The organism is Stutzerimonas balearica DSM 6083 (assembly GCF_000818015.1).
Taxonomy (GTDB): Bacteria; Pseudomonadota; Gammaproteobacteria; order Pseudomonadales; family Pseudomonadaceae; genus Stutzerimonas; species Stutzerimonas balearica.
Map to the genome: position 1 here is coordinate 527,156 of NZ_CP007511.1, position 25,526 is coordinate 552,681.

Genomic DNA, 25,526 nt, shown 5'->3' on the forward strand with positions numbered 1-25,526 from the left:
GCTCGATCTGGCTGCTGCGCCCCGGAGCGCGCAGCAGTCACGGTTCAGACGGTACGGCTGGCCAGCAGCTCGCGACCGCGCGCCACGGCGGCGCGCACCTGCGCCGGGGCGGTGCCGCCGATGTGATCGCGGGCGTTCACCGAGCCTTCCAGGGTCAGTACGGCAAACACGTCGTCACCGATCTGGTCGCTGAACTGGCGCAGCTCGTCGAGGCTCATCTCGGCCAGGTCCTTGCCGGTCTCTACGCCGTACTTCACCGCATGGCCGACGATCTCGTGGCAGTCGCGGAAGGGCAGGCCCTTGCGTACCAGGTAGTCGGCCAGGTCGGTGGCGGTGGAGAAACCGCGCAGCGCCGCCTCACGCATGATCTCGCGCTTGGGCTTGATCGCCGGAACCATGTCGGCAAAGGCGCGCAGCGAGTCACGCAGGGTGTCGGCAGCGTCGAACAGCGGCTCCTTGTCTTCCTGGTTGTCCTTGTTGTAGGCCAGCGGCTGGCCCTTCATCAGCACCAGCAGGCCGCTCAGGGCGCCGAATACGCGGCCGGTCTTGCCGCGGACCAACTCGGGCACGTCGGGGTTCTTCTTCTGCGGCATGATGGAAGAGCCGGTGCAGAAGCGGTCCGGCAGGTCGATGAACTGGAACTGCGCGCTGGTCCAGAGCACCAGCTCTTCGGAGAAGCGCGACAGGTGCGTCATCGCCAGCGAGGCGGCGGCGCAGAATTCGATGGCGAAGTCGCGATCGGAGACGCCGTCCAGCGAGTTGCCGGAAATCGCTTCGAAACCCAGCAGCTCGCAGGTGATTTCCCGCTGGATCGGGTAGGTGGTGCCGGCCAGTGCGGCCGAGCCCAGCGGCATGCGGTTGGTGCGCTTGCGGCAGTCGACCAGGCGCTCGTAGTCGCGGCTGAGCATCTCGAACCAGGCCAGCAGGTGATGGCCGAAGGTCACCGGCTGGGCGGTCTGCAGGTGGGTGAAGCCGGGCATGATGGTGTCGGCTTCGGCTTCGGCAAGACCCAGCAGGCCCTGCTGCAGGCGGGTGATTTCGGCGAGGATGGTGTCGATTTCGTCGCGCAGCCACAGGCGAATGTCGGTGGCTACCTGGTCGTTGCGGCTGCGTCCGGTGTGCAGCTTCTTGCCGGTCACGCCGATGCGGTCGGTCAGGCGCGCCTCGATGTTCATGTGCACGTCTTCCAGGTCGACGCGCCAGTCAAAGGTTCCGGCCTCGATCTCGGCCTGGATGTCCTTCAGGTTGGCGATGATCTGGTCGCGCTCATCCGCGCTCAGCACGCCGGCCTTTTCCAGCATCGTGGCGTGGGCGATGGAGCCCATGATGTCGTGGCGGTAGAGGCGCTTGTCGAACTCGACGGAGGCGGTGAAACGGGCGACGAAGGCGTCGACGGGCTCGCTGAAACGGCCGCCCCAGGACTGGTTGGTCTTGTCGGTGCTCATGAATGCGCTCGCTGAAAATCCGAAGCAGAAGGAGAGGCCGGCGATGATAGCAGGGTTGCCGCCGCCGACGGTTGTGCGCTGCCCGGCTGCACGAGGGTGAGCTGGCTGGCAAAACGACCGTCCGGCATGCGCCATGCCTTGCCGCCGGGGCAGGCGCTGCGGAAACTCACAGGCCAAGTCAGCCAGGGGCGTGTCCGTGAGCAAGCAAGCCGTCTCAGATGAATTCTTCGTTCCCGAACTGTGCCAGGCCGAGGCGCTGCTGAGCCTGATACTGCTGGCCGAACTGCTGGTTCTGGTGCTGGTTCTGGCCGAGCCGATGATGGCGGGCTTCGACTGGATGCGCCTGGCGCTGACCTCGCTGTTCGTGCAGTGGATCGTGCTGCTTTCGGCCGGCACCGTCTGCCTGCTGCGACCGATGCTGGCGCGCCTGCGTCCAGCGCTGGCCGGAGGTGTGTGCTGTGCGGTGGTGGTCGGCCTGACCCTGGCCTGCACGGCGGTGGCCGACATCTACCAGCTGGCCGGCCCGCTCGCGCGCAGTGGCGAGGTCAACCTCTACCTGCGTCACGCGCTGATCGGCCTGATCATGTCCGGCCTGCTGCTGCGCTATTTCTACCTGCACAGCCAGTGGCGCCGTCAGGAGCAGGCCGAGCTGCGCTCGCGCATCGAGTCGCTGCAGGCGCGGATCCGTCCGCATTTCCTGTTCAACAGCCTCAACAGCATCGCCAGCCTGGTCGTGGTCGATCCGGCCAGGGCCGAGCAAGCCGTGCTGGACCTTTCCGACCTGTTTCGCGCCAGCCTGGCGCGGCCGGGCACGCTGGTGCCCTGGCGCGAGGAACTTGAGCTGTCCAGGCGCTATCTCTCCATAGAGCAGTATCGTTTCGGTGAGCGCCTGCAGGTCGACTGGCAGGTCAGCGATGTCCCGGACGATCTGCCGATTCCGCAGCTGACGCTGCAGCCGCTGCTGGAAAATGCCGTCGTGTACGGTATCCAGCCGCGGATCGAGGGGGGATGGGTGAGTGTGGTCGCCCGTTATGCCGATGGCGTGTTCCAGCTCGAGGTGAGCAACCCGTTCGAAGGCGGCGCTCTGGCGCAGGCAACCCGCGGGACGCAGCAGGGATTGCACAACATCGAGGCACGATTAGCGGCACTTTTCGGACCGGCAGCGAGTCTCAGCGTGGAGCGCCGTGATGGCCGCCACTACACCTGTCTACGCTATCCATGTGCGAGACAAAAGCAGGAAGCCAGAACTCTATGAATGTGCTGATTGTCGATGACGAACCCCTGGCTCGCGAGCGCCTCAGCCGTCTGGTGGCTGACGTCGAGGGCTATCGTGTCCTCGAACCTGCCGCCAGCAATGGTGAAGAAGCCCTTGCGATGATCGAAGAACTGCGTCCGGACGTGGTGCTGCTGGATATCCGCATGCCCGGCCTGGACGGTCTGCAGGTCGCTGCCAGGCTCTGCGAGATGGATGCGCCTCCGGCCGTGATCTTTTGCACCGCGCACGACGAATTCGCGCTGGATGCCTTCCAGGTCAGTGCCGTCGGCTACCTGGTCAAACCGGTACGGCCGGAACACCTGGCCGAAGCCCTGAAGAAGGCCGAGCGGCCCAACCGTGTGCAGCTGGCGGCGCTGACACGCCCGGCGGCGGTGTCCGGCACCGGGCCGCGTTCGCATATCAGCGCGCGGACCCGCAAGGGGATCGAGCTGGTGCCGCTGGACAAGGTGATCTACTTCATCGCCGACCACAAATACGTGACGCTGCGCCACGAGGGCGGCGAGGTGCTGCTCGACGAGCCGCTCAAGTCGCTGGAAGACGAGTTCGGTGAGCGCTTCGTGCGCATCCACCGCAACGCGCTGGTCTATCGCGACCGAATCGAGCGCCTGCAGAGGACGCCGCTGGGGCACTTCCAGCTGTTCCTCAAGGGGCTGGACAACGAGGCGCTGACGGTCAGCCGCCGGCACGTCGCGGGCGTTCGGAAGCTGATGCAGGTGCTGTAAGCGCCGGCCGGGCGGTCGCCGCGCCTGCGGCGACGCGGCCCGCGCGCAGGCCTGAAGCCTGAGGCCTGGCCTGTTATCATCGCGCCAGTTCATCGCTTCCGGAATTGCTCATGTCTCGCGAAATCCGCATTGCTACCCGCAAGAGTGCCCTGGCCCTGTGGCAGGCCGAATATGTCAAGGCGCGCCTGGAAAGTGCCCACCCGGGCCTGAAGGTCAGTTTGGTGCCCATGGTCAGTCGCGGCGACAAGCTGCTCGACGCGCCTCTGGCGAAGATTGGCGGCAAGGGTCTGTTCGTCAAGGAACTGGAGACCGCGCTCCTGGAAAACGAGGCAGACATCGCCGTGCACTCGATGAAAGACGTGCCGATGGAGTTTCCCGAAGGGCTCGGGCTTTATTGCATCTGCGAGCGCGAAGACCCGCGCGATGCCTTCGTTTCCAACCACCATGACAGCCTCGATACACTGCCGGCCGGCAGCGTGGTCGGCACCTCCAGCCTGCGGCGCCAGGCGCAGCTGCTGGCGCGGCGCCCCGATCTGAAGATCCAGTTCCTGCGCGGCAACGTGAACACGCGCCTGGCCAAGCTCGACGCTGGCGAGTACGACGCCATCATTCTTGCCGCCGCCGGGCTGATCCGCCTCGGCTTCGGCGAGCGCATTCGCGCCTCGATCGGGGTCGATGAAAGCCTGCCGGCCGGCGGGCAGGGGGCCGTCGGTATCGAATGCCGGACCGCCGACAGCGAGCTGCACGCACTGCTTGCTTGTCTCAATCACGACGCCACCGCCGTGCGCGTCAAGGCCGAACGGGCGCTCAACCATCGCCTGAATGGCGGCTGCCAGGTGCCGATCGCCTGCTACGCGGTGCTCGAAGGTGAGCAGCTCTGGCTGCGCGGCCTGGTCGGCCAGCCCGATGGTACCCAACTGCTGCGCGCCGAAGGCCGCGCACCGGCCACAGAGGCTGAAACACTGGGCGTGCAGGTCGCCGAAGCGCTGCTGGCGCAAGGTGCCGAGCAGATTCTCAAGGCGGTATACGGCGAGGCAGGGCACGCGTGAACGGCTGGCGCCTGCTGCTGACTCGGCCTGCAGAGGAGTGCGAGGCGCTGGCCGCCGCGCTGGCCGAGCAGGAGGTGCAGAGCGCCAGTCTGCCATTGCTGGCGATCGAGCCGCTGGCCGAGACCGCCGAGCAGCGCGCCACCATCCTTGAACTCGATCGCTACAGCGCGGTGGTCGTTGTCAGCAAGCCGGCGGCACGCCTGGGGCTGCGACTGGTCGACCGCTACTGGCCGCAGCCACCTTTCGGTCAGCCGTGGTTCAGCGTCGGTGCCGCGACCGGAGCGATCCTGCAGGACTATGGGCTCGAGGTGACCTGGCCCGAGCAGGGCGATGATAGCGAGGCGCTGCTCGCCGTGCCGCGCCTTGCCGAGGCGCTGAGCAAGCCGGACCCCAAAGTACTGATCCTGCGTGGCGAGGGCGGCCGCGAGTTCTTCGCCGAAACCCTGCGCAGCCGCGGCGTGCAGGTCGATATTCTCGAACTCTATCGTCGCCAGCGTCCCGATTATCCGCCCGGTACGCTGCTGCAGGTTGTTCGTTTGCAGCACCTCAATGGCCTGGTCATCAGCAGTGGCCAGGGGCTCGAAGCATTGCGCGCGCTTGCCGCCGAAGCCTGGGCGCAGCTGCGTGAACTACCCTTGTTCGTACCCAGCCCGCGAGTCGCGCAGATGGCGCGTCAGCTCGGGGCCGAGCGGGTGGTGGACTGCCGTGGCGCCGGCACCACGGCGCTGCTGGCAGCGCTGCGCGAAACTCCTATACCCGTCTCCTGAAACAAGGATCGAATTGTGAGCGAAGCAGATTCCAACAAGAAAGAAGCGCCGCAGACGCCGGTCGGCAAGGCGCAGCCAGCCACCGATAGCGCACCGGCTGGCACGGCAAAGCCCGCCGCAGCAAAGCCTGCGACAAAGCCGGGCAAAGGGCTTGCAGCCCTGGCGCTGGCGGTCGGCTTGGGTGGGCTGTTGCTGGGTGGATACGCCTACTGGCAGCTGCAGCAGGTCGCCGAGCGGGAAAGCCGACAGGCGCAGGCGGCCCAGTCCGCGGTCGATCAGGTCGAGCGATTCGCGGAGCAGAATCGCCAGCTGGCCGAGCGGCTCGGGCGGTTGGAGCAGCTGCCGAGCGCCGAGGAATTCGACGAACGCCGCCGGCTGCTGGCTGCGCTGCAGAGCGATCAGCAGCGGCTCTCCGATCGTGTCGAGCAGGTGCTCGGCGCCAGCCGCGAGGAGTGGCGCCTGGCCGAGGCCGAGCACCTGCTGCGCATGGCGATGCTGCAGCTGTCGGCGATGCAGGACGTCAAGAGCGCCGAAATGCTGGTGCATGAGGCGGACCTGATCCTGCAGAAGCAGGACGACCCACGCGCCTACGCGACCCGGCAGAAGCTGCTCGAGGGGTTGGAAGCCTTGCGTAGCCTGCCGCAGCTGGATCGCACCGGGCTGTTCCTGCAGCTTGGCGCCCTGCGCGGGCAAACGGCTCGACTGGATGCCCTGGCCCCCGAATTCGCGGTGGGCGAGGCGGCCACCGCCGACAGCTCGCGTAGCCAGTGGCAGCGCTGGACCGATGAGCTGAGCCGCTATATCCGGGTCGATCTCGACTCCGAAACCGAGGTGCGTCCGCTGCTGGCCGGGCAAAGCCTGGCGCAGGTGCGCCTCGCCCTGTCGCTGGCGATCGAGCAGGCGCAGTGGGCGGTACTCAACGGCAACAGCGAGGTCTACCGGCAATCGCTGGCACAGGCGCAGGAGATGCTTGCCGGCTATTTCAGCGAGGACAACGGCCAGGCCAGCGGTTTGCGGCGACGCCTTGGCGAGCTCGCCGGCCAGCCGGTCGAGGTGTCGTTGCCCGATCTTGCGCCGGCGCTCGAGGCCCTTCAGCGCTACGTGGAAAAGCGTCAGCGAGCGGATGAGGCGCAGCCTGGCCAGCAGCCGGTCGAGCCGGCGCCCGAGGCGCCGCAGGAATCGAGCGAGCCGGAGGAGCAGCCTGCATGAAGCGCCTGGTCCTGTACGTCGTACTGTTGCTTGCGGTGGGCGGCTTTCTCGCCTGGGCGATCGCCCAGAGCCCCGGCTATGTGCTGATTACTTATGACCGTTTCCGTTACGAGTCGACCTTCTGGGTCTTCGTCGCCTTGGTCGCGGCGATCTGGCTGCTGGCGCTGCTGGTGCGTTGGCTGCTCGGCGTGCTGCAGGCCTCCGGCGCGTGGGTCAACCCCTGGTCGCGTCGGCATCGTGAACGGCGGGTGAACAAGGCGTCCCGCCTCGGGCAGCGCGAGCTGGCCGAAGGGCAGTGGGCCAAAGCGCTGGGCCACCTGAAGCTGGCCGCCGAGCATGACCGGCAGCCGCTGGTGCACTATCTCGGCGCCGCGCGCGCAGCCAATGAGTTGGGTGAACACGAGCAGAGCGACCAGTTGCTGGGCAAGGCCCGCGATTGCCAGCCGGATGCCGCGCTGGCAATCGGTCTGACGCAGGCGCAGTTGCAGATCGCTCGTCATCAATATGCCGAGGCGCGAGCCTCGCTCAGCGAATTGCAGGCCGATCATCCGCATCACCCGCAGCTGCTCACCCTGTTGCAGCAACTCTATGTGCAACTGCAGGACTGGCCGGCGCTGTGCCGCCTGCTGCCGGAGCTGCGTAAGCAGCGCGTATTGCCGCCGGCGCGACTGGACGAGCTGGAGCGCCTGGCCTGGACTGCGGCGGTCGAGCAGGCTGGTGTGGAAGAAGGGGCAGCGCCCGAGCAGGCGCGCGAAGCACTGGAGAAGCGCTGGCAGGCTATGCCTGGCGGGCTGCGCAGCGAGCCACTGGTGGTGCGTGCCTATGCCGACGGCCTTGCGCGGCTGGGGGACGAGGGCAAGGCCGAGGAAGTCCTGCTTGCAGCGCTCAAGCGCCAGTTCGACAACCGTCTGGTCGAGCGCTACGGCCTGGTTCGTGGCCGCGAGCCGGCGCGCCAATTGAGTAATGCCGAAGGCTGGCTCAAAAGTCACTCGCAGAACGCCGAACTGCTTCTCGCGCTGGGGCGCATCAGCCTGCGCAACGAACTGTGGGGCAAGGCCCGCGACTACTTCGAGGCCAGCCTGCGCATGGAGCACCGTGCCGAAACCTGCGCCGAACTCGCACGTCTGCTGACGCAGCTGGGCGACGTCGAGGGTGGCAACCGGTTCTTTCAGCAGGGCCTGGGGCTGATCGATCAGCGCCTCCCGGCGGTCCGCTGAAGTCCCCGGCGCAAGGCCCTGGCGCCGCCGAATATGACGGTGTCACGGCTTTGTGCGAGACGACTTGTAAGGCGCTCCCGCTTTCCTCTACCGTAGCGGGCTTTCCCCGCTGCGGAGTCGCCATGAACTTGGCCAGCCCACGTTCGCCCTTTGTCCTTGCCTTCCTCGCTTGCGTGCTGATGATCGCGGCGGCGCTCTATCTGGAACACGTCATGGGCTTGGCGCCCTGCCCGCTATGCATCGTGCAGCGCATCTGCGTGATCGGTTTTGGCGTTGTCTGCCTGCTCGCGGCGATTCATGGTCCGGCTGCCACGGGGCGGCGCCTGTATGCCGGCTTCGCAGCGCTGTTCGCGCTGTTCGGCGGGGCGACGGCGATCCGCCAGATCTGGCTGCAGAGCATCCCGGCCGATGAGCTGCCGGCCTGCCTGCCGAGCCTGGAATACATGATGGAGGCGCTGCCGTTCCAGGAGATCGCCCGGCTGGTGCTGCATGGCACGGCCGAGTGCGCCGAAGTCAACTGGACGATGCTCGGCCTGAGCATTCCCGAGTGGAGCCTGCTGGGCTTCATCGCGATGCTGGCGTTCGCCGGCTGGCAACTGCTGCGCCGCGGTTGACCCCGCCCTTTCTCGCTCCGCTCTCGATCGAACTCTTGGCGTGCCTCGGTGGTCACTGTACGAGGTGCGCACCCTTGCGAGTCGCTACGGCCATCCGACCGACCTTGCTTGAAGGTTCCCGCGCGGGGGCATAGGCTGCCCCTGTGGTGACGGAAATCGCACCCGCCAGTCGCCCAATGTGCATGCGTGGACACGGCGCCCACGAGGGCCATAGCCAATCGATAAGGGAAGTGAGGTCAACATGCTCGAGAGCTGTCGGAATGCCCAGGAACGCTGGGGTGGTGTGCACCTGCTGATCGACCGTTGGCTGCAGGAGCGGCATGAGCTGATCAACGCCTTCGACCAGCTCCGAGTGGAGAACAGTGACGACGCACGAAAGGCATTGGTCCGGTTCTGCGAGTTGCTGCTCGATTACGTCTCGGCCGGGCACTTTGAAATCTACGAGCAGCTCATCGGAGAGGCCGAGGCTTTCGGGGATGAGCGCGGCATCGAATTGGCGCGGCAGATCTATCCGCGTATCCAGGTGATCACCGAAGTGGCGCTGGCCTTCAACGATCGCTGTGACCAGGGCGATTGTCTGAACAGCCCCGGGCTCGAAGGCGAGCTGCAACGGCTCGGCCAGCTGCTGCAAGAGCGCTTCGAGCTGGAGGATTGCCTCATCGAAGTGTTGCATAACGCGCATCAGCAGCAGCCCGTCGCCACCGCCTGAGGCGCGACGACGTCAGCGGCTGGCGACCTCGAGGTCGAGCCGCTGGCAGGCCCGCTGCGGGCCGTCTAGTATGGGCGCATCGTTCGGCAAGGAGGCATCGTGATGCCCGCGAAGAAGAAAGCGCTCAATACGCCGCTGCAGTTGCTGCAAGAACTCTCCAACAGTCTGCTCGTTCATTTCGACAAGGCTTGCCGGCAGGCGGTCGCCGAGGCTGAAAGCGCCCTGGCGAAGCTGGAAAAGCAGCGCGGCAAGGCCCAGGACAAGCTGTTGAAAGCACGCGCCCGGCTCGACGAAGCCGGCAGCGCCGGCAAACCCAAGGCCCAAGCCAAGGCGCGTAACCGCATCGAAGAACTCGAGTCGTCCATGGCGCTGCTGCAGGAGCGTCAGGGCGAAATGCTGACCTACCTCGCCGAGCTCAAGCGTGACGTGGCCACCGCCACGGGGTTGACGCGCGGCATTCAGGAGGTCGAGACGGCGGTCGGTCGGGCCATGCAGCCGGCAGCGGCCAAGGCAGACAAGGCAGCCAGCCCCAAGGCCACCACAACTGCGGCGAAGCGCCCTGCAGCCTCGGCCAAGGCGGCGGCCAGCAAGCCCACCAGCAGCGCACGCGCGCCAGCCAAACCGGTGGCCGCCAAGCGTGCGCCAGGCAAAGCCGCCGCCAGCAGCGCTGCCAATAGCAAGGCGGCGCCGGCGAGCACGGCCAAGCCGAAACCCACCCCCGCGAAGCCGGCCAGTGCGAAGCCGGCGGGTACGAAAGCGCCGGCCGGCAGCAAGGTCGCCGCGAGCAAAGCGGGCGGCAGCACGAAGGCGGCTACGGCGAAAAAGCCCAGCGCGCGAAAGCCCGCACGTCCGGCCAGCAAGGCCCCTGAGGCCGCCGCCACCGAGGGAGCTCAGCCGGACGCCAGCGCCAGCTGAGTCTCGTGCGCCGCGTCGCGTAGCTGTTGCAGCGCGGCGCGGTCCGCTGTATCCGGTGCCAGGCGTGCCAGCCAGCCTGATTCCATTGAACGCTCTTCCCAGCCTCGGCAGCTTTCCTCCAGCCGGGCAAGCTGAACGCGCTCGGCGTCCAGTTCCAGTTCCTTGATTCGCTCACGCAACCGAGCCAGCGCTGGGTCCTGCTCGCTGCTCGTCTTCCAGGCGTGGCGCAGTTGGCGCAGCGGCTCGACCACCGAGCTCTGCCAGTTTTCGGCGGCCGTCTTGAGTTGCGCCACCCGCGGTGCCCGGCACTCGATGGCTCGGCTCTCGAGCCAGGCGGCGCAGAGCAGCAGGCAGACGTCAGCGCCCTTCGCCTGCAGATCCAGACAGGCCTGCTCGACGCCCGGGCGCGCGTAGCAGGCGAGGGCGAACGACCAGAGATCGGCCGGCGGCGAAGCAGGGATTTTTTTCATGGCGCCAGCTTGGCCCTCCGGGTGAACTGATAAACTCCGCCGCCATTATGATCCGACTCCAGAACCTCTCACTACAGCGAGGCCCCCAGCGTCTGCTGGACGGCGCCGACCTCACCCTGCATCCCGGGCAGAAAGCCGGCCTCGTCGGCGCCAACGGTGCCGGCAAGTCGAGCCTGTTCGCGCTTCTGCGTGGCCAGCTCGGTGCCGACGGCGGGGATTGCCAGATACCGCCGAACTGGCGCATTGCGCATATGCGCCAGGAGGTCGATACGCTCGATCGCCTGGCGGTCGACTACGTGCTCGATGGCGACGTCGAGTTGCGCCGCATCCAGGCCGAGCTGGTCGCGGCCGAGGCTGCGCATGACGGCCATGCGCTGGCGCGCCTGCACGGCGAGCTGGACAATGCCGGCGGCTACAGCGCGGATGCCCGGGCACGCAAACTGCTGGCCGGGCTGGGCTTCGACAGTGCGCAGATGGAGCAGGGGGTGGGCAGCTTTTCTGGCGGCTGGCGGATGCGCCTGAACCTGGCGCAGGCGCTGATGTGCCCCTCCGACCTCTTGCTGCTCGACGAACCGACCAACCACCTGGACCTGGATGCGATCCTCTGGCTGGAGGACTGGCTCAAGAGCTACCCCGGCACCTTGCTGCTGATTTCCCACGACCGCGATTTTCTCGACGCGGTGGTCGACCACGTGGTGCATCTCGAGCAGCGCAAGCTCACGCTTTACCGGGGTGGTTATTCGGCGTTCGAGCGGACCCGTGCCGAGCGCCTGGCGCAGCAGCAGCAGGCCTACGAGAAGCAGCAGGCCCAGCGCGCGCACATGGAGGATTTCATCCGCCGGTTCAAGGCCAAGGCGACCAAGGCACGCCAGGCGCAGAGCCGGATCAAGGCCCTGGAGCGTCTGGAAGAGCTGGCCCCGGCGCACGTCGATTCGCCATTCGACTTCCGTTTCCGTGAGGCCGAGCGGATTTCCAGTCCGCTGCTGGATATGCAGGAAGCCCAGCTGGGCTATGGCGACAAGCGGGTGCTGGACAAGGTCAAACTGCAGCTCGCCCCGGGCGTGCGCATCGGCCTGCTCGGCCCCAACGGCGCCGGCAAGTCGACCCTGATCAAGACCCTCGCCGGTGAGCTGACCCCGCTGGGCGGCAGGCTGCAGCGCGGCGAGAACCTGGTGATCGGCTATTTCGCCCAGCATCAGCTCGATGCGCTCGACCCCTCGGCTAGCCCGCTGCTGCACCTGCAGCGCATCGCACCGGGCGAGCGCGAGCAAACGCTGCGCGACTTCCTGGGCGGCTTCGATTTCCGTGGCGACCGCTGTGACGAGCCGGTGTTGAATTTCTCCGGTGGCGAGAAGGCGCGCCTGGCGCTGGCGCTGATCGCCTGGGGCAAGCCCAACCTGCTGCTGCTCGACGAACCGACCAACCACCTGGATCTGGAGATGCGCCTGGCGCTGACCCTGGCGCTGCAGGACTTCGAAGGCGCTGTGCTGGTGGTTTCGCACGATCGGCATCTGCTCAAGAGCACCACCGATGAATTCCTGCTCGTCGCCGATGGTCGGGTACAGGCCTTCGACGGTGATCTGGAGGACTATGCGCGTTGGCTCGTCGAGTTCCGTGCGCGGCAGGCGCCGCTGACGAGCGAGCCGGCCGGCGAACGGACCGATCGCAAGGCTCAGCGCCAGGCGGCGGCTGCGCTGCGCCAGCAGCTGGCGCCGCACAGGAAGAAGGCGGACAAGCTGGAAGCCGAGCTGGGCAACGTGCAGCAGCGGCTGGCCGAGCTGGAAGCGCAGCTGGCCGACAGCCAGCTGTACGAGGCGGCACGCAAGGATGAGCTGCGCGATCTGTTGGCCCGGCAGGCCGAGCTGAAGAGCCGTGAAGCCGAGCTGGAGGACGCCTGGCTGGAAGCACTGGAGCTGCTCGAAAGCCTGCAGAGCCAGCTGGAGCCCGGTGCATGAACGAGCAGCTACTGAACATCGCCCAGGAGTGGCGCGGCCCGCTGCTGTTGGCCGCGCAGGTGCTGGCGATCCTGCTCGGTGCCTATCTGCTGCAGCGCCTGGTGGCCCGTGCGCTGACACGCTTGTCGAACCGCTACCCGCTGCCGCCCGAGCTGTTGTTACCGGTGCGCGGCGGCATCCGCTGGCTGATCATGGGCGGCGCGCTGATCATGGTGCTCGAGCGCTTCGGCGTATCGGCGGCCGTGCTCTGGACGGCCATTTCCGGCTTTGTCGCGGTGGCCGCGGTGGCCTTCTTCGCCATCTGGAGCGTGCTGTCCAACCTGCTTTGCGCAGTGCTGATCCTGATGCTCGGCCCGTTCCGTCTGGGCGACGTGGTCGAACTCGTGGAGTCGTCCGACAAACCGATCGTCAAGGGCCGGGTGATCGATATCAACCTGCTCTACACCACGCTCGAGGAGGTCGCCGAGGCTGGAACCGGCGCCCTCGTGCAGGTGCCCAACAGTCTGTTCTTCCAGAAGGCCGTGCGCCGTTGGCGCGGCGGCGAAATCCCGCTCCACACTCAACTTCCACACGAGGAATAACTTATGGAATGGCTCAGCAACCCGGAGATCTGGGTCGCTTTCCTGACGTTGACTGCCCTGGAGATCGTCCTCGGCATCGACAACATCATCTTCATCTCCATTCTGGTCAGCCGGCTGCCCAAGGCCGAGCAGCCCCGCGCGCGCTTCTTCGGCCTGGCGCTGGCAATGGGCACGCGCATTCTCCTGCTGCTGTCGATCGCCTGGGTCATGCGTCTGACCAACGACCTGTTCAGCGTGCTCGGGCAGGGCGTCTCGGGGCGAGATCTGATCCTGTTCTTCGGCGGCCTGTTCCTGTTGTTCAAGAGCACCATGGAAATCTGGCACAGCGTCGAGGGCGAGGAAGAGGAGCAGTCGGCCGGCGGTGCGGCCAGGGCCAGCTTCATCGGCATCATCCTGCAGATCGCGGTGATCGATATCGTCTTCTCGCTCGACTCGGTGATCACTGCGGTCGGTCTGGTCGATCACGTGCCGGTGATGATCGCGGCGATCGTCATTGCCGTGCTGGTGATGATGGCGGCGGCCGGCACCATCAGCGACTTCATCGAGCACCATCCGACGCTGAAGATTCTTGCGCTATCGTTCCTCATCGTTGTCGGTACGCTGCTTATCGCCGAGGCCTTCGGCGTGCACGTGCCCAAGGGCTACGTCTATTTCGCCATGGCTTTCTCGCTGGGCGTCGAGGCGCTGAACATCCGCATGCGCAAGGCCATGCGGCGCAAGCTCAAGGAGCCGATGAAGCTCGGCAAGGACCTGCCGGACTGACCGTTCGGCCGCGCTGCAGAGGAGACCTCGCATGACACTGGAAACCTGGCTCGCCTTTTTCGTCGCCTGCTGGATCATCAGCCTCTCGCCAGGTGCCGGCGCCATCGCCTCGATGTCCTGCGGCCTGCAGTACGGCTTCTGGCGGGGTTACTGGAATGCCATCGGGCTGCAACTGGCGCTGGTGCTGCAGATCGCCATCGTCGCCGCGGGCGTCGGTGCCGTGCTGGCGACCTCGGCGCTGGCCTTCAGCCTGATCAAGTGGTTCGGCGTCGCCTACCTGCTGTGGCTGGCGGTCAAGCAATGGCGGGCAATGCCCGAGGCGCTGCAGGATCCTTCGCTCGGGCGTCCCATCGGCCGCCCGCTGAGCCTTGTGTTGCGCGGCTTTCTGGTCAATGCCAGCAACCCCAAGGCGATCGTGTTCATCCTCGCGGTGCTGCCGCAGTTTCTCGACCCGAAGGCGCCGCTGCTGATGCAGTACGTCGCGATGGCCGCGACCATGGTGGTCGTCGATTTGATCGTCATGGCTGCCTACACGGGGCTTGCTGCACGTGTCCTGCGCCTGCTGCGCACGCCGCGTCAGCAGCGCCTGGTCAATCGTACCTTCGCCGCCATGTTTGCCGGGGCTGCCGCGCTGCTGGCCACCGTACGCCGGGCGGCCGCATGACGCTGCCGGCACCGCTGCGGATCTGGATCGACGCCGACGCCTGCCCGCGGGCAGCGAAGGATCAGGTGGTCAAGTTCGCACTCAAGCGCGGTTTCGAGGTGCTGCTGGTCGCCGGGCAGAGTCAGGTCAAGCCGCCATTCGCCTGTGTCCGGTTGATCGTGGTTCCCAGCGGCCCGGATGCGGCAGACGATTACCTGGTCGAGCACGCCATGCCGGGCGAGCTGGTGATCTGCAGCGACGTGCCGCTGGCCGATCGGCTGGTGAAGAAGGGCGTCGCCGCGCTCGACCCGCGCGGGCGCGAATTCGACGAGCGCAACATGGGCGAGCGCCTGGCGGTGCGCAACCTGTTCAGCGACTTGCGCGATCAGGGCCAGATGGGCGGTGGGCAGGCCAGCTACGGCGAGCGCGACCGCCAGGCCTTTGCCAATGCGCTGGACCGCCTGCTTACGCGCTTGTCGCGGTCACGCTGAGGCGCGCCGTCAGCCAGTCGCGCAACGCCGGCAGGGGCAGCGGGCGGCTGAACAGATAGCCCTGGATGTAGTCGCAGCGATTGTCCTGCAGATGGGCCAGCTGCGTCCGGTCTTCCACCCCTTCGGCCACTACCTTGAGCTGCAGCTTGTGCGCCATCGCCACGATCGCAGCGGTGATGGCGCGGTCGTTGGCTTGTTCGGCGATCTCCCGAACGAAGGCGCGGTCGATCTTCAGCGTATCCAGTGGCAGCTTGCTGAGATAGGCCAGTGATGAGTAGCCGCTGCCGAAATCGTCGATGGATATCTTCAGGCCCAGCTGGCGCACCTGCTCGAGGTTGCGCACCGCGGCGACAAAGTCGTTCATCAGGGCGTTTTCGGTGACTTCGAGTGAAACCCGGCTCGGCGCCAGCCCGGTATCGGCCAGGATCCGCGCGACCACCTTCGGCAGGAAGGGACTGCCCAGGTTCAGGGCCGAGCAGTTGATCGCCACGCGCAGGTCGTGCCCGGCGGCGAGCAGCTCGACGAGATCCTGGCAGGCGCGCCGGGCAACCCAGCTGTCCAGCTCGCCGACGAAACCGTTGCGCTCGGCCAGGCCGACGAAGCGCTCCGGGCTGATGAAGCCCAGCTGCGGGTGCTGCCAGCGCACCAGCGCCTCGAGGCCGATCGGCTGGCCGCTACGGCAATCGACGATCGGCTGGTAATGCACCGCCAGCTGGTTGCCGCGGATCGCCTGGCGCAGGTCCTGTTCGAGGGCGAGATTTTCACGCGCCTGTTGCTCGAGAGCGGGGTCGAAGCGCAGCGCGCGGTTGCGCCCGCTGGCTTTGCACTGGCCGACCGCGAGCCCCGCGTGACGAAACAGCGTGTCGAAGCTGCCGCCGTCCTCCGGATACTGGCTGATGCCGATGCTCGCGGTCAGGCACAGCTGGACATCCTCGATCGGCAGCGGTGGCCGCAACTGTTCGAGGATGCGCCCTGCCAGTACCTGGGCGGCCTGCAGGTCGCCAAGGGTGAGCACGCAAAATTCGTCGCCGGAAAAGCGCGCCAGGCGGTCATGCGTGCCGAGCACCGCGCGGATGCGCTGGGCGACCAGTTGCAGCGCCAGGTCACCGCTGCGATGACCGAGGCTGTCGTTGATGCGCTTGAAGTTGTCCAGGTCCACCACCAGTACGGCCAGGGCCTCGGCCTGCTCCCGTGCGACTAGCAGCTGGCTGACCATTTCGGTGAACGCCCGGCCGTTGAGCAGGTTGGTCAGCGGATCGTAGTGGGTCATCGCGTTGAGCTGGTGCTCGGCCCGGTGCAGCGCCTCGCGCTGTTCGCTGAAGCGTTGCTCGGCCCAGCTTGCGGCGATGCCGGCGACGATCACCAGCAGTGCCACCACGCCGATGGCCAGCGCCAGGGCTTGCTGGTGTCCGCTGCCGGCGTGCGTGGCGATCTGCAGCAGCAGGCTGCGCGGCACCGCCAGCACCAGTGCGTGCATGCCGGTGTAATGCATGGACACGATGGCCAGGCCCATGACCAGACCACAGGCGCCCGTTGCCAGTGGTGGCTGCGGCCATGGTGGTCGCGGAAGTGGAAGCCCAGGACCAGCGCCACCAGCACGGCGGCGATGGCAATCAGGATCGACAGGCCGAAGGCCCAGGGCTCGTAGTGCAGCGTGGCCGCCGAGCGAATGGCCGCCATCCCGGTGTAGTGCATCGCGGCAATGCTGGTGCCGGCAGCGGTAGCCGCCAGGCCGTACTGCCAGCTGCGCAGGCGCTCGCGGCCGAGCAGGCGCATGACCAGGTAGGAGGTGGCCACGGCGATCACCAGCGAGAGCAGGGTAACCCGGTGATCGTAGGCAATATCCAGTGGCGCCTGAAACGCCAGCATCGCGATGAAGTGCATCGACCAGATGCCGCCGCCCAGGGCTAGGGCGCCGACCCAGCGCCAATATTCGCGATAGCGCGCCTCAACGCTCTGGCTGACGCGATGCGCCAGAGCCAGCGCGGTGTAGGCCGCGGCGCTGGCGACCAGGTACGACAACAGCACCAGGCCGGGATCGTGCGAGGCGCCGGGCAGGGCGATCTGGTCTGGCGGCAGGGAGGACAGCAGCAGTCGGCTCATGGGCAGCACTCAAGGTCTGGGCGTCCTGCCTCACGAATAGTGGCAATAGGCTATTGCTTTGCGCGGCAAGTGGAAAGGGCCGCCGCTTCGCCTGTATCGGCCGCTCAGCCGCAGAGATAAGTGCCGGTGCCGACGGCGATCAACACGCCCGCTTCGTTGTGCAGTTCCGAGCGCACCACGGCGACCTTGTTGCCCGAGCGCAGCAGGGTGGCCGTGGCGCTGAAGCGCTGGCCTCGCCCGGGGCGCAGGTAGTCGATGCGCAGGTCGATGGTGCCCAGCCGCGCGAGCCGGATGGCGCGTTCGGATTCGTCCAGATGGCGGTGACGATCGAACGCGCCGACCATTGCCATGGCCCCGCCGACCACGTCGAGCAGCGAGGCGATCACGCCGCCATGCAGGATGCCGTGGACGAAGTTGCCGACCAGTTGCGGCTGCATCGGCAGATGCATCACCACGCGCTCGGCGGAGACTTCGTCGAGCTCGATGCCCAGCTCCCGGTTGAACGGAATGCGCTCGAACAGCTGGCGTACGGCTTCGTGTTCGGACAGGCTCAGTTCACTGTGCTCGCTCATGGCCGCGCTCCACAAAAAGGAAACGTCACGCTGCATCAGAGTAGGCGTTCGGCGCCAGAGGCGGGGCAGCTGCGGCGGGGCGATTGGCCGGATCACCCTTGCTCGGGCGGCCCGCTGGCGCGGCCCGCCCGGTCGGCGTCAGGCTTCGTGGGTCAGCTCGAGTACGCGGTCGACCAGCTTGTAGATGCCGCCGGCGGCCTCGCTGATCGATTCGGCGAGCATGTAGGCAGGCGTGGTGACCAGCTTGTGCTTGGTGTCCTCGACGATGTCGCTGACTTCGCAGGCCTGATGCTCGACGCCCATCTGCACGGCTGCCTTGGCTGCATCTGCCTCGTCGCTGCCGAGCGTGCAGACCACGCCCTGGCCGAAGATCTGCGCCGCCATCGTCGGCGCGATGCACATCATGCCGATCGGCTTGCCGGCCTGGGCGAATGCCTGGGCCACGCGCAGCACCTCCGGAAGCACCGTGCAGTTCGCCCCGGCGCTGGCGAAATCGGAAAGATTCTTCGCCGCACCGAAGCCACCCGGCAGGATCAGCGCGTCGAAGTCCTCGGCGCGCGCCTCGCGCAGGTCCTTGATATTGCCGCGTGCCAGGCGTGCGGACTCGACCAGCACGTTACGGCTCTCGTTCATCTCCTCGCCGGTCATGTGATTGACCACATGCGCCTGCGCTATGTCGGGTGCGAAACACTGCACGGCGGCGCCACGCTGGTCCAGGCGCAGCAGGGTAGCGACGCTTTCGTAGATTTCCGAGCCGTCGTAGACACCGCAGCCGGACAGGATCACGGCGACTTTCTTGTTCATGGCGATACTCCTGGAGTGGTTCGACGCCCCGGGGCCGGGGCTGGCGTAAAGGCGATGCTAAAGCCTGCAGAGCATGGAGGTAAGCCCTGCCTAGGCGTTGGATGGCAGGCGGGCACGGCCGTTCCTTCGAGTGCGCGGCGTTCGCCGAGGTGCGCGGACAAAGCACTGGCACAGGCGCCACGGGCTGGCCACAATGTCGGATTCTCGGTGGCGTCGCCTGTTGTAACAGTTCTGTCATGCCGCCGGCCTATATATGTCACATTCGCGCCCGCTCTGCGGGCCAGGAGTCCGTTGTGAGCTTCGTTCCTGCCGATCGACTTTTTCCTGCCACTCGCCTGCGTCGCAATCGTCGCGACGATTTCTCGCGTCGCCTGGTGCGCGAGAACGCGCTGACCGTCGACGATCTGATCCTGCCGGTGTTCGTGCTCGACGGCGAGAACCGCCGTGAGAGCGTGCCGTCGATGCCGGGCGTCGAGCGGCTGTCGATCGATCTGCTGCTCGAGGAGGCCGAGGAACTGGTCGCGCTGGGTATTCCGGCGCTGGCGCTGTTCCCGGTCACGCCGCTGGAGAAGAAGTCGCTGGACGCCGCCGAGGCCTGGAACCCGGAGGGCATCGCCCAGCGTGCCACGCGTGCCCTGCGTGAACGCTTTCCGGAGCTCGGCATCATCACCGATGTGGCGCTCGACCCCTTCACCACTCACGGGCAGGACGGCATCCTCGATGAGCACGGCTACGTGCAGAACGACATCACCGTCGATGCGTTGGTGCGCCAGGCGCTGTCGCATGCCGAGGCCGGCGCCCAGGTGGTCGCGCCTTCGGACATGATGGATGGGCGCATCCAGGCCATCCGCGAAGCGCTGGAGGTGGCCGGCCATCACAACGTGCGCATCATGGCCTACTCGGCCAAGTACGCCAGCGCCTACTACGGCCCGTTCCGCGATGCCGTCGGTTCGGCCGGCAACCTCGGCAAGAGCAACAAGAATACCTACCAGATGGATCCGGCCAACGGCGACGAGGCGCTGCACGAAGTCGCCGCGGACCTGGCCGAAGGCGCCGACATGGTCATGGTCAAGCCGGGGCAGCCGTACCTGGACATCGTCTGGCGCGTGAAAGAGGCGTTCAAGGCGCCGACCTTTGTCTATCAGGTGAGCGGCGAGTACGCCATGCACATGGCGGCCATTCAGAACGGCTGGCTTTCGGAGGCGGTCATCCTCGAGTCTTTGGTCGGCTTCAAGCGCGCCGGAGCCGATGGCATCCTCACCTACTTCGCCAAGCACGCCGCACAACAATTGAAACGGGGCCAGTGAGCCCGAGGCACTCATGAATCAGGGACTCAGCGAAACGCAGTTGCAGATCGATGAAACGCAGGAGGCGCTGCCGGCCCAGGCCGGCGTCGAGGTGCCCGTGCCCGAGACGCCGGCAGTCGAGCCGGAAGCGGCTCCGGTCGCGCCGGTTCCGAGCCTGGACGACACCAGCCTGTACATCCATCGCGAGCTGTCGCAGCTGCAATTCAATATCCGCGTGCTGGAGCAGGCGCTGGACGAGTCCTACCCGCTGCTCGAGCGGCTGAAGTTCCTGCTGATCTTTTCCAGCAACCTCGACGAGTTCTTCGAGATCCGCGTTGCCGGCCTGAAAAAACGCGTCACCTTTGCCCGCGAGCAGGCCGGCGCCGACGGCTTGCAGCCCCATCAGGCGTTGGCGCGAATCTGCGAGCTGGTGCATGAGCAGGTCGACCGGCAGTACGCGATTCTCAACGAGGTACTGCTGCCGGAGCTGGCCAAGCATCAGATCCGCTTCATTCGTCGACGCCACTGGACGGCCAAGCTCAAGGCCTGGGTGCGGCGCTATTTCCGCGACGAGATCGCGCCGATCATCACGCCCATCGGGCTCGATCCGACGCACCCCTTTCCGCTGCTGGTGAACAAGAGCCTGAACTTCATCGTCGAGCTGGAAGGCATCGATGCGTTCGGTCGTGACTCCGGGCTGGCGATCATTCCGGCGCCGCGCTCGCTGCCGCGGGTCATTCGCGTGCCGGAGGAGGTCAGCGGAGCGGGCGATCACTTCGTGTTTCTGTCGTCGATGATCCATGCACACGCCGACGACCTGTTCCACGGCATGCGGGTCAAGGGCTGCTACCAGTTCCGCCTGACGCGTAATGCCGACCTCTCGGTCGATACCGAGGACGTCGAGGACCTCGCACGTGCGCTGCGCGGCGAGCTGATCTCGCGGCGCTACGGCGATGCGGTGCGCCTGGAGGTAGTCGATACCTGCCCGAAACACCTGGCGGACTTCCTGCTCAAGCAGTTCGGCCTGGCCGAAAGCGAGATGTATCGGGTCAATGGCCCGGTCAACCTGACCCGGCTGTTCAGCGTCACCGGCCTGGACAGCCATCCGGAGCTGCAATACGCGCCGTTCACCCCAGCGATCCCCAAGCTGCTGCAGAACAGCGAGAACATCTTCAACGTCATCAGCAAGCAGGACATCCTGCTGATGCACCCGTTCGAATCCTTCACGCCGGTGGTCGACCTGCTGCGTGAAGCGGCCAAGGACCCGCACGTGCTGGCCGTCAAGCAGACCCTGTACCGCTCGGGCGCCAACTCGGAGATCGTCGACGCCCTCGTCGAGGCGGCGCGCAACGGCAAGGAGGTCACCGCGGTGATCGAGCTGCGCGCGCGTTTCGATGAGGAGTCGAACCTGCAACTGGCCAGTCGGCTGCAGCAGGCCGGCGCCGTGGTGATCTACGGTGTGGTCGGCTACAAGACCCACGCCAAGATGATGCTGATCCTGCGTCGCGAAAACGGCGAACTCTGCCGCTACGCGCACCTGGGTACCGGCAACTACCACGCCGGCAACGCGCGCCTGTACACCGACTACAGCCTGCTGACCTCCGATGACGCGCTGTGCGAGGACGTCTCCAAGCTGTTCAGCCAGCTGATCGGCATGGGCAAGGTGATGCGCATGAAGAAGCTGCTGCATTCGCCGTTCACCCTGAAGAAGACGCTGCTCGACCTCATCGCGCTGGAGACGCAGCATGCCGCCGAGGGCAAGCCGGCGCACATCATCCTCAAGGTCAACGCGCTGACCGACGCGAAGATGATCAAGGCGCTGTACAAGGCCAGCCAGACAGGCGTGCGTATCGACCTCATCGTGCGTGGCATGTGCTGCCTGCGCCCGGGCATCGCCGGGGTATCGCACAACATCCAGGTGCGCTCGATCATCGGACGCTTCCTCGAGCACAGCCGGGTGTTCTATTTCCACAACGACGGCGACGAAAAGCTCTACCTGTCGAGTGCCGACTGGATGGAGCGCAACCTCGACCGACGGGTGGAAACCTGCTTCCCGGTCGAAGGCAAGAAGCTGGTGACGCGGGTGAAGAAGGAACTCGAGGCCTTGCTGACCGACAACACGCAGAGCTGGATCCTGCAGCCCGACGGCAGCTACGTGCGCAACAGCCCGAGCGGCAATCAGCTCGCGCGCAACGCCCAGAACACGCTGCTCGAGCGGCTCAGCAACACCACGGGGCGTTAACGGCGACGGCTGCGCGCAAACGAAACGCCCGGCTTCGGCCGGGCGTTCTCGTTAGCGCAGGTCTCGATCAGCGCACATCCAGCGTGAAATCGATGCGCTTGAGCCACTCGGCTTCCTGGGCGAAATCGGCGGCGGTCAGCGGGTTGCTACCCAGCCAGCCCTCGGGAAACAGCACGTGCAGGCAGTCGCCGTCGGCCCTGAGCTGGTAGGCCGGCGCCTGCTGCGGGCCGCGGATGTGATGGAAGAGGATGGCGAAGCGCAGCAGTACGCAGAGGCGGGTCAGCTTGACGCCGTCCTCGCTGAGCTCTTCGAACTTGGCCTTGGGAATGTTGCGGCGGTGGCCGCGGACCAGCAGTGCCAGCATCTGCTGGTCCTGGCGCGAGAAGCCGGGCAGGTCGGAATGCTCGATCAGGTAGGCGCCGTGCTTGTGGTAGTGGTAGTGGGCAATGTCGAGGCCCACCTCGTGGATGCGGGCCGCCCAGCCGAGCAGTTCACGCAGGCGCTCGTCGTCCAGGCCCCAGTCGGCCGCCACCTGGTCGAAGGCTTCCAGTGCCTTGGCTTCGACGCGCGCGGCCTGTTCGGTGTCGACGTGATAGCGCTCCATGAGAAAGCTCAGCGTGCGATCGCGCACATCCTCGCGGTGATGTCGGCCGAGCAGGTCGTAGAGCACACCCTCGCGCAGCGCGCCTTCGGAATGACTCATGCTCTGCAGCTCGAGCGCGTCGAAAATGGCCTCGAGGATGGCCAGGCCGGCCGGGAACACGCCGCGGCGGTCCGGCTTGATGCCGTCCAGTTCGATGCGCTCGACATCGCCGAGCTTGAACAGGCGACCCTTGAGCCAGGCGATCCCGCCCGGGTTGACCTCGCCGTTGCCCTGGCCGCCGGCCTGGATAGCCTGCGCCACGGCGCGGATCGTGCCGGAGGCACCGATGCTCTGCTCCCAGCCCAGCCGGCGCAGGCCCTGCTCGATGCCCATGAGTTCCAGGCGCGCCGCTGTGTAGGCCTGCGCGTAGCGGGCCGGGGTGATCTTGCCATCGCGAAAGAAGCGCTGGGTGTAGCTGACGCAGCCCATCTGCAGGCTCTCGCGCAGCTGTGAATCGAAGTGCTCGCCGATGATGAATTCCGTGCTGCCGCCGCCGATGTCCGCCACCAGGCGCTTGCCGGGCGCGCCGGGGTAGGTGTGGGCGACGCCGAGGTAGATCAGGCGGGCCTCCTCGCGACCGGAGATCACCTCGACCTGATGGTTGATGATCGATTCGGCGCGGCGAATGAACTCGGCACGGTTGCGCGCCTCGCGCAGGGCGTTGGTGCCGACCACGCGCACCGCGCCTTCGGGCAGATGGTTGACCAACTGGGCGAAACGCCGCAGGCAGTCCAGGCCGCGCTGCATGGCGGCCTCATCAAGCACCCGCTGTTCGGTGATGCCGGCGGCCAGCTGCACCTTTTCGCCGAGCCGCTCGAGGATGCGCAGTTCTCCGTTACTGGTACGGGCCAGAACCATGTGGAAGCTGTTCGAGCCCAGGTCGAGGGCGGCGATCAAAGGAAAGGCGTCAGAGGAGGTCGTGCGCATGAATGGATCTCGGTGCGGAACCGCAACATCGTGACATGATCGACAGCCCATCGCCAACGCAGGGCGACGTCGTGCCGCTGTAGCGGGCACCTCGTGTGGAATGTCCGGGCGATGGGCTGTGGCTTTCGGTCCGTCGGCAACGGGGCTATGATGACGCCCACTTTCAGTTCGGAACCTGGAGATCATCCATGAGCGAGTACATCCACAATGTTACCGACACCAGCTTCGAGCAGGACGTGCTCCAGGCGGACGGTCCGGTGCTGGTCGACTACTGGGCCGAATGGTGCGGTCCCTGCAAGATGATCGCTCCGGTGCTCGACGAGATTGCCAAGGACTACGAGGGCAAGCTAAAGGTGTGCAAGCTGAACATCGACGAGAATCAGGAAACCCCGCCCAAGTACGGCGTGCGCGGCATCCCGACGCTGATGCTGTTCAAGAACGGCAACGTCGAGGCGACCAAGGTTGGCGCGCTGTCCAAGTCGCAGCTGGCGGCGTTCCTCGATAGCAACATCTGAGCCTTCTGGTTCGACCAAAGCCCCCGCCGCCGCGGGGGCTTTTTTATGGAAGCAGGGTGGACGCTTGCTCCATGCGGTGATAAATTCGGCCCCGCGACGCATTCTTCCGTCGCCCTCTTGCATGTCGTCGCCGACGCACTTCAGCCTCTTGAAGCATAACGAACTCTCGTTCGTCTCCTGCAGCTCGGCCGCCCAAGCCAACGCTTCCATACCCCTTCCTGATCTTTCTATGAATCTGACCGAACTCAAGCAAAAGCCCATCACCGAACTGCTGGAAATGGCCGAACAGATGGGCATCGAAAACATGGCCCGTTCGCGCAAGCAGGACGTGATCTTTTCCCTGCTCAAGAAGCATGCGAAGAGCGGCGAAGAGATTTCCGGTGACGGTGTGCTGGAGATCCTGCAGGACGGTTTCGGCTTCCTGCGCAGCGCGGATTCCTCCTACCTGGCCGGCCCCGATGACATCTACGTCTCGCCGAGCCAGATCCGCCGCTTCAACCTGCGCACGGGTGACACCATCGTCGGCAAGATTCGCCCGCCGAAGGAAGGCGAACGCTATTTCGCCCTGCTGAAGGTGGACTCGATCAATTACGATCGTCCCGAGAATGCCAAGAGCAAGATCCTGTTCGAGAACCTTACTCCGCTGTTCCCCAATGAACGGCTGAAAATGGAGGCCGGCAACGGCTCCACCGAGGATCTCACCGGCCGCGTGATCGACCTGACCGCGCCGATCGGCAAGGGCCAGCGCGGCCTGATCGTCGCCCCGCCGAAAGCGGGCAAGACGATCATGCTGCAGAACATCGCGGCCAACATCACCCGCAACAATCCCGAATGCCACCTGATCGTCCTCCTGATCGACGAGCGTCCGGAAGAAGTCACCGAGATGCAGCGCACCGTGCGCGGCGAAGTGGTCGCCTCCACCTTCGACGAGCCGCCGACCCGCCACGTGCAGGTCGCCGAAATGGTGATCGAGAAGGCCAAGCGCCTGGTCGAGCACAAGAAGGACGTGGTCATTCTGCTCGACTCCATCACCCGTCTGGCGCGCGCCTACAACACCGTGATCCCGAGCTCCGGCAAGGTGCTGACCGGTGGTGTCGACGCGCATGCGCTGGAAAAGCCCAAGCGCTTCTTTGGCGCGGCGCGCAACATCGAGGAAGGCGGCAGCCTGACCATCCTCGCCACCGCGCTGGTGGAAACCGGCTCGAAGATGGACGAGGTGATCTACGAGGAATTCAAGGGCACCGGCAACCTGGAGCTGCAGCTGGACCGCCGCATCGCCGAGAAGCGCGTGTTCCCGGCGATCAACATCAACCGCTCCGGCACCCGCCGCGAGGAGTTGCTGACTGCCGAGGACGAGCTGCAGCGCATGTGGATCCTGCGCAAGCTGCTGCATCCGATGGATGAGATCGCAGCCATCGAGTTCCTGCTCGACAAGCTCAAGGACACCAAGACCAACGACGAATTCTTCATGTCGATGAAGCGCAAGTAAGCGTCGGGTCGTTTCACCGAGGCCGGGGAAACCCGGCCTTCGTCTGTCTGCCGGTTTGGATTTGCCCGCCCCGCGGCTACACTCTGCGGCCGAACCCTGCCGGACCCTGCGAGGCTCATG

Annotated in this window: 23 protein-coding genes and 1 pseudogene; 18 read left to right on the forward strand and 6 right to left on the reverse strand. The window is 66.1% G+C overall.

All coding sequences use genetic code 11. The features are described from left to right. Nucleotides 1-44: 44 nt before the first annotated feature. Complete coding sequence (gene argH, locus CL52_RS02385; RefSeq protein WP_043218234.1) at nt 45-1,445, reverse strand: argininosuccinate lyase; 1,401 nt, start codon at nt 1,443-1,445, stop codon at nt 45-47. 196 nt (nt 1,446-1,641) lie between these two features. Between argH and CL52_RS02390 the strand changes: the two genes are divergently transcribed. The 9 genes from CL52_RS02390 to CL52_RS02430 all read left to right on the forward strand — a co-directional run bounded on the left by CL52_RS02390 (nt 1,642) and on the right by CL52_RS02430 (nt 9,923). Next, complete coding sequence (locus CL52_RS02390; protein ID WP_043218237.1) at nt 1,642-2,700, forward strand: sensor histidine kinase; 1,059 nt, start codon at nt 1,642-1,644, stop codon at nt 2,698-2,700. Then, a complete protein-coding gene (locus CL52_RS02395) occupies nt 2,697-3,443 on the forward strand; it encodes a LytR/AlgR family response regulator transcription factor (protein WP_043218239.1) in 747 nt (248 codons plus the stop codon). Before CL52_RS02390 ends, CL52_RS02395 begins: the two co-directional genes overlap by 4 nt. A 110-nt stretch (nt 3,444-3,553) precedes the next feature. Beyond that, complete coding sequence (hemC, locus tag CL52_RS02400) at nt 3,554-4,492, forward strand: hydroxymethylbilane synthase (RefSeq protein WP_043218242.1); 939 nt, start codon at nt 3,554-3,556, stop codon at nt 4,490-4,492. Continuing rightward, on the forward strand, nt 4,489-5,259 hold the full coding sequence (locus CL52_RS02405) for a uroporphyrinogen-III synthase (protein ID WP_043218246.1): 771 nt from the start codon (nt 4,489-4,491) through the stop codon (nt 5,257-5,259). Before hemC ends, CL52_RS02405 begins: the two co-directional genes overlap by 4 nt. A gap of 15 nt (nt 5,260-5,274) precedes the next feature. Next, complete coding sequence (locus CL52_RS02410) at nt 5,275-6,468, forward strand: uroporphyrinogen-III C-methyltransferase (protein ID WP_043218249.1); 1,194 nt, start codon at nt 5,275-5,277, stop codon at nt 6,466-6,468. After that, nucleotides 6,465-7,685 (forward strand): heme biosynthesis HemY N-terminal domain-containing protein, encoded by a 1,221-nt coding sequence (locus CL52_RS02415; RefSeq protein WP_043218251.1) that lies wholly within the window; start codon nt 6,465-6,467, stop codon nt 7,683-7,685. The genes CL52_RS02410 and CL52_RS02415 overlap by 4 nt, the downstream gene beginning before the upstream one ends. Nucleotides 7,686-7,807: 122 nt before the next feature. Next, a complete protein-coding gene (locus CL52_RS02420; RefSeq protein WP_043218253.1) occupies nt 7,808-8,299 on the forward strand; it encodes a disulfide bond formation protein B in 492 nt (163 codons plus the stop codon). A gap of 241 nt (nt 8,300-8,540) precedes the next feature. After that, nucleotides 8,541-9,008 (forward strand): Rsd/AlgQ family anti-sigma factor, encoded by a 468-nt coding sequence (locus tag CL52_RS02425; protein WP_043218254.1) that lies wholly within the window; start codon nt 8,541-8,543, stop codon nt 9,006-9,008. Between the two features lie 102 nt (nt 9,009-9,110). After that, a complete protein-coding gene (locus CL52_RS02430) occupies nt 9,111-9,923 on the forward strand; it encodes an AlgP family protein (RefSeq protein WP_052264509.1) in 813 nt (270 codons plus the stop codon). Here CL52_RS02430 and CL52_RS02435 read toward each other — a convergent pair. Next, nucleotides 9,899-10,393, reverse strand: coding sequence for a TIGR02444 family protein (locus CL52_RS02435; RefSeq protein WP_043218255.1), 495 nt, complete (start codon nt 10,391-10,393; stop codon nt 9,899-9,901). The genes CL52_RS02430 and CL52_RS02435 overlap by 25 nt on opposite strands. Before the next feature lie 47 nt (nt 10,394-10,440). Here CL52_RS02435 and CL52_RS02440 point away from each other — a divergent pair, with 47 nt between their 5' ends. Genes CL52_RS02440 through CL52_RS02460 form a run of 5 tightly spaced genes read left to right on the forward strand, consistent with a single transcriptional unit; the run spans nt 10,441 to nt 14,825 of the window. After that, nucleotides 10,441-12,348, forward strand: coding sequence for an ATP-binding cassette domain-containing protein (locus CL52_RS02440; protein ID WP_043218256.1), 1,908 nt, complete (start codon nt 10,441-10,443; stop codon nt 12,346-12,348). Further along, complete coding sequence (locus tag CL52_RS02445) at nt 12,345-12,929, forward strand: mechanosensitive ion channel family protein (protein ID WP_043218257.1); 585 nt, start codon at nt 12,345-12,347, stop codon at nt 12,927-12,929. The genes CL52_RS02440 and CL52_RS02445 overlap by 4 nt, the downstream gene beginning before the upstream one ends. A 3-nt stretch (nt 12,930-12,932) precedes the next feature. Then, entirely contained in the window at nt 12,933-13,691 is a 759-nt protein-coding gene (locus tag CL52_RS02450; RefSeq protein WP_043218259.1) for a TerC family protein, read from the forward strand. A gap of 31 nt (nt 13,692-13,722) precedes the next feature. After that, nucleotides 13,723-14,355, forward strand: coding sequence for a LysE family transporter (locus CL52_RS02455; RefSeq protein ID WP_043218260.1), 633 nt, complete (start codon nt 13,723-13,725; stop codon nt 14,353-14,355). A 14-nt stretch (nt 14,356-14,369) separates the two neighbouring features. Beyond that, on the forward strand, nt 14,370-14,825 hold the full coding sequence (locus CL52_RS02460) for a YaiI/YqxD family protein (protein WP_043222886.1): 456 nt from the start codon (nt 14,370-14,372) through the stop codon (nt 14,823-14,825). On the opposite strand, the pseudogene CL52_RS02465 reads toward CL52_RS02460, so the two are convergent. The 3 genes and pseudogenes from CL52_RS02465 to elbB form a co-directional block, all read right to left on the reverse strand. Next, a pseudogene (locus CL52_RS02465) lies at nt 14,800-16,928 on the reverse strand (putative bifunctional diguanylate cyclase/phosphodiesterase). The gene CL52_RS02460 and the pseudogene CL52_RS02465 sit on opposite strands and share 26 nt — an antisense overlap. Before the next feature lie 104 nt (nt 16,929-17,032). Next, on the reverse strand, nt 17,033-17,500 hold the full coding sequence (locus tag CL52_RS02470; protein ID WP_043218262.1) for a thioesterase family protein: 468 nt from the start codon (nt 17,498-17,500) through the stop codon (nt 17,033-17,035). Nucleotides 17,501-17,638: 138 nt separating this feature from the next. Beyond that, nucleotides 17,639-18,304, reverse strand: coding sequence for an isoprenoid biosynthesis glyoxalase ElbB (elbB, locus tag CL52_RS02475; RefSeq protein ID WP_043218265.1), 666 nt, complete (start codon nt 18,302-18,304; stop codon nt 17,639-17,641). Between the two features lie 293 nt (nt 18,305-18,597). On the opposite strand from elbB, the gene hemB reads away from it, so the two are divergent. Together hemB and ppk1 are read left to right on the forward strand one after the other, a co-directional pair. Continuing rightward, entirely contained in the window at nt 18,598-19,611 is a 1,014-nt protein-coding gene (hemB, locus tag CL52_RS02480) for a porphobilinogen synthase (protein WP_043218266.1), read from the forward strand. A 13-nt stretch (nt 19,612-19,624) separates the two neighbouring features. Beyond that, a complete protein-coding gene (gene ppk1 / locus CL52_RS02485) occupies nt 19,625-21,832 on the forward strand; it encodes a polyphosphate kinase 1 (protein ID WP_043218268.1) in 2,208 nt (735 codons plus the stop codon). A 67-nt stretch (nt 21,833-21,899) separates the two neighbouring features. Here ppk1 and ppx read toward each other — a convergent pair whose 3' ends face one another. Beyond that, nucleotides 21,900-23,402, reverse strand: a complete 1,503-nt coding sequence (gene ppx / locus CL52_RS02490; protein WP_043218272.1) for an exopolyphosphatase — start codon at nt 23,400-23,402, stop codon at nt 21,900-21,902. 188 nt (nt 23,403-23,590) lie between these two features. Between ppx and trxA the strand changes: the two genes are divergently transcribed. Together trxA and rho are read left to right on the forward strand one after the other, a co-directional pair. Next, nucleotides 23,591-23,917, forward strand: a complete 327-nt coding sequence (gene trxA, locus CL52_RS02495) for a thioredoxin TrxA (protein WP_043218273.1) — start codon at nt 23,591-23,593, stop codon at nt 23,915-23,917. Nucleotides 23,918-24,146: 229 nt separating this feature from the next. Further along, the gene (gene rho, locus CL52_RS02500) at nt 24,147-25,406 is read left to right on the forward strand and encodes a transcription termination factor Rho (RefSeq protein WP_043218278.1); all 1,260 of its coding nucleotides are present in this window, start codon (nt 24,147-24,149) and stop codon (nt 25,404-25,406) included. Nucleotides 25,407-25,526: the final 120 nt, after the last annotated feature.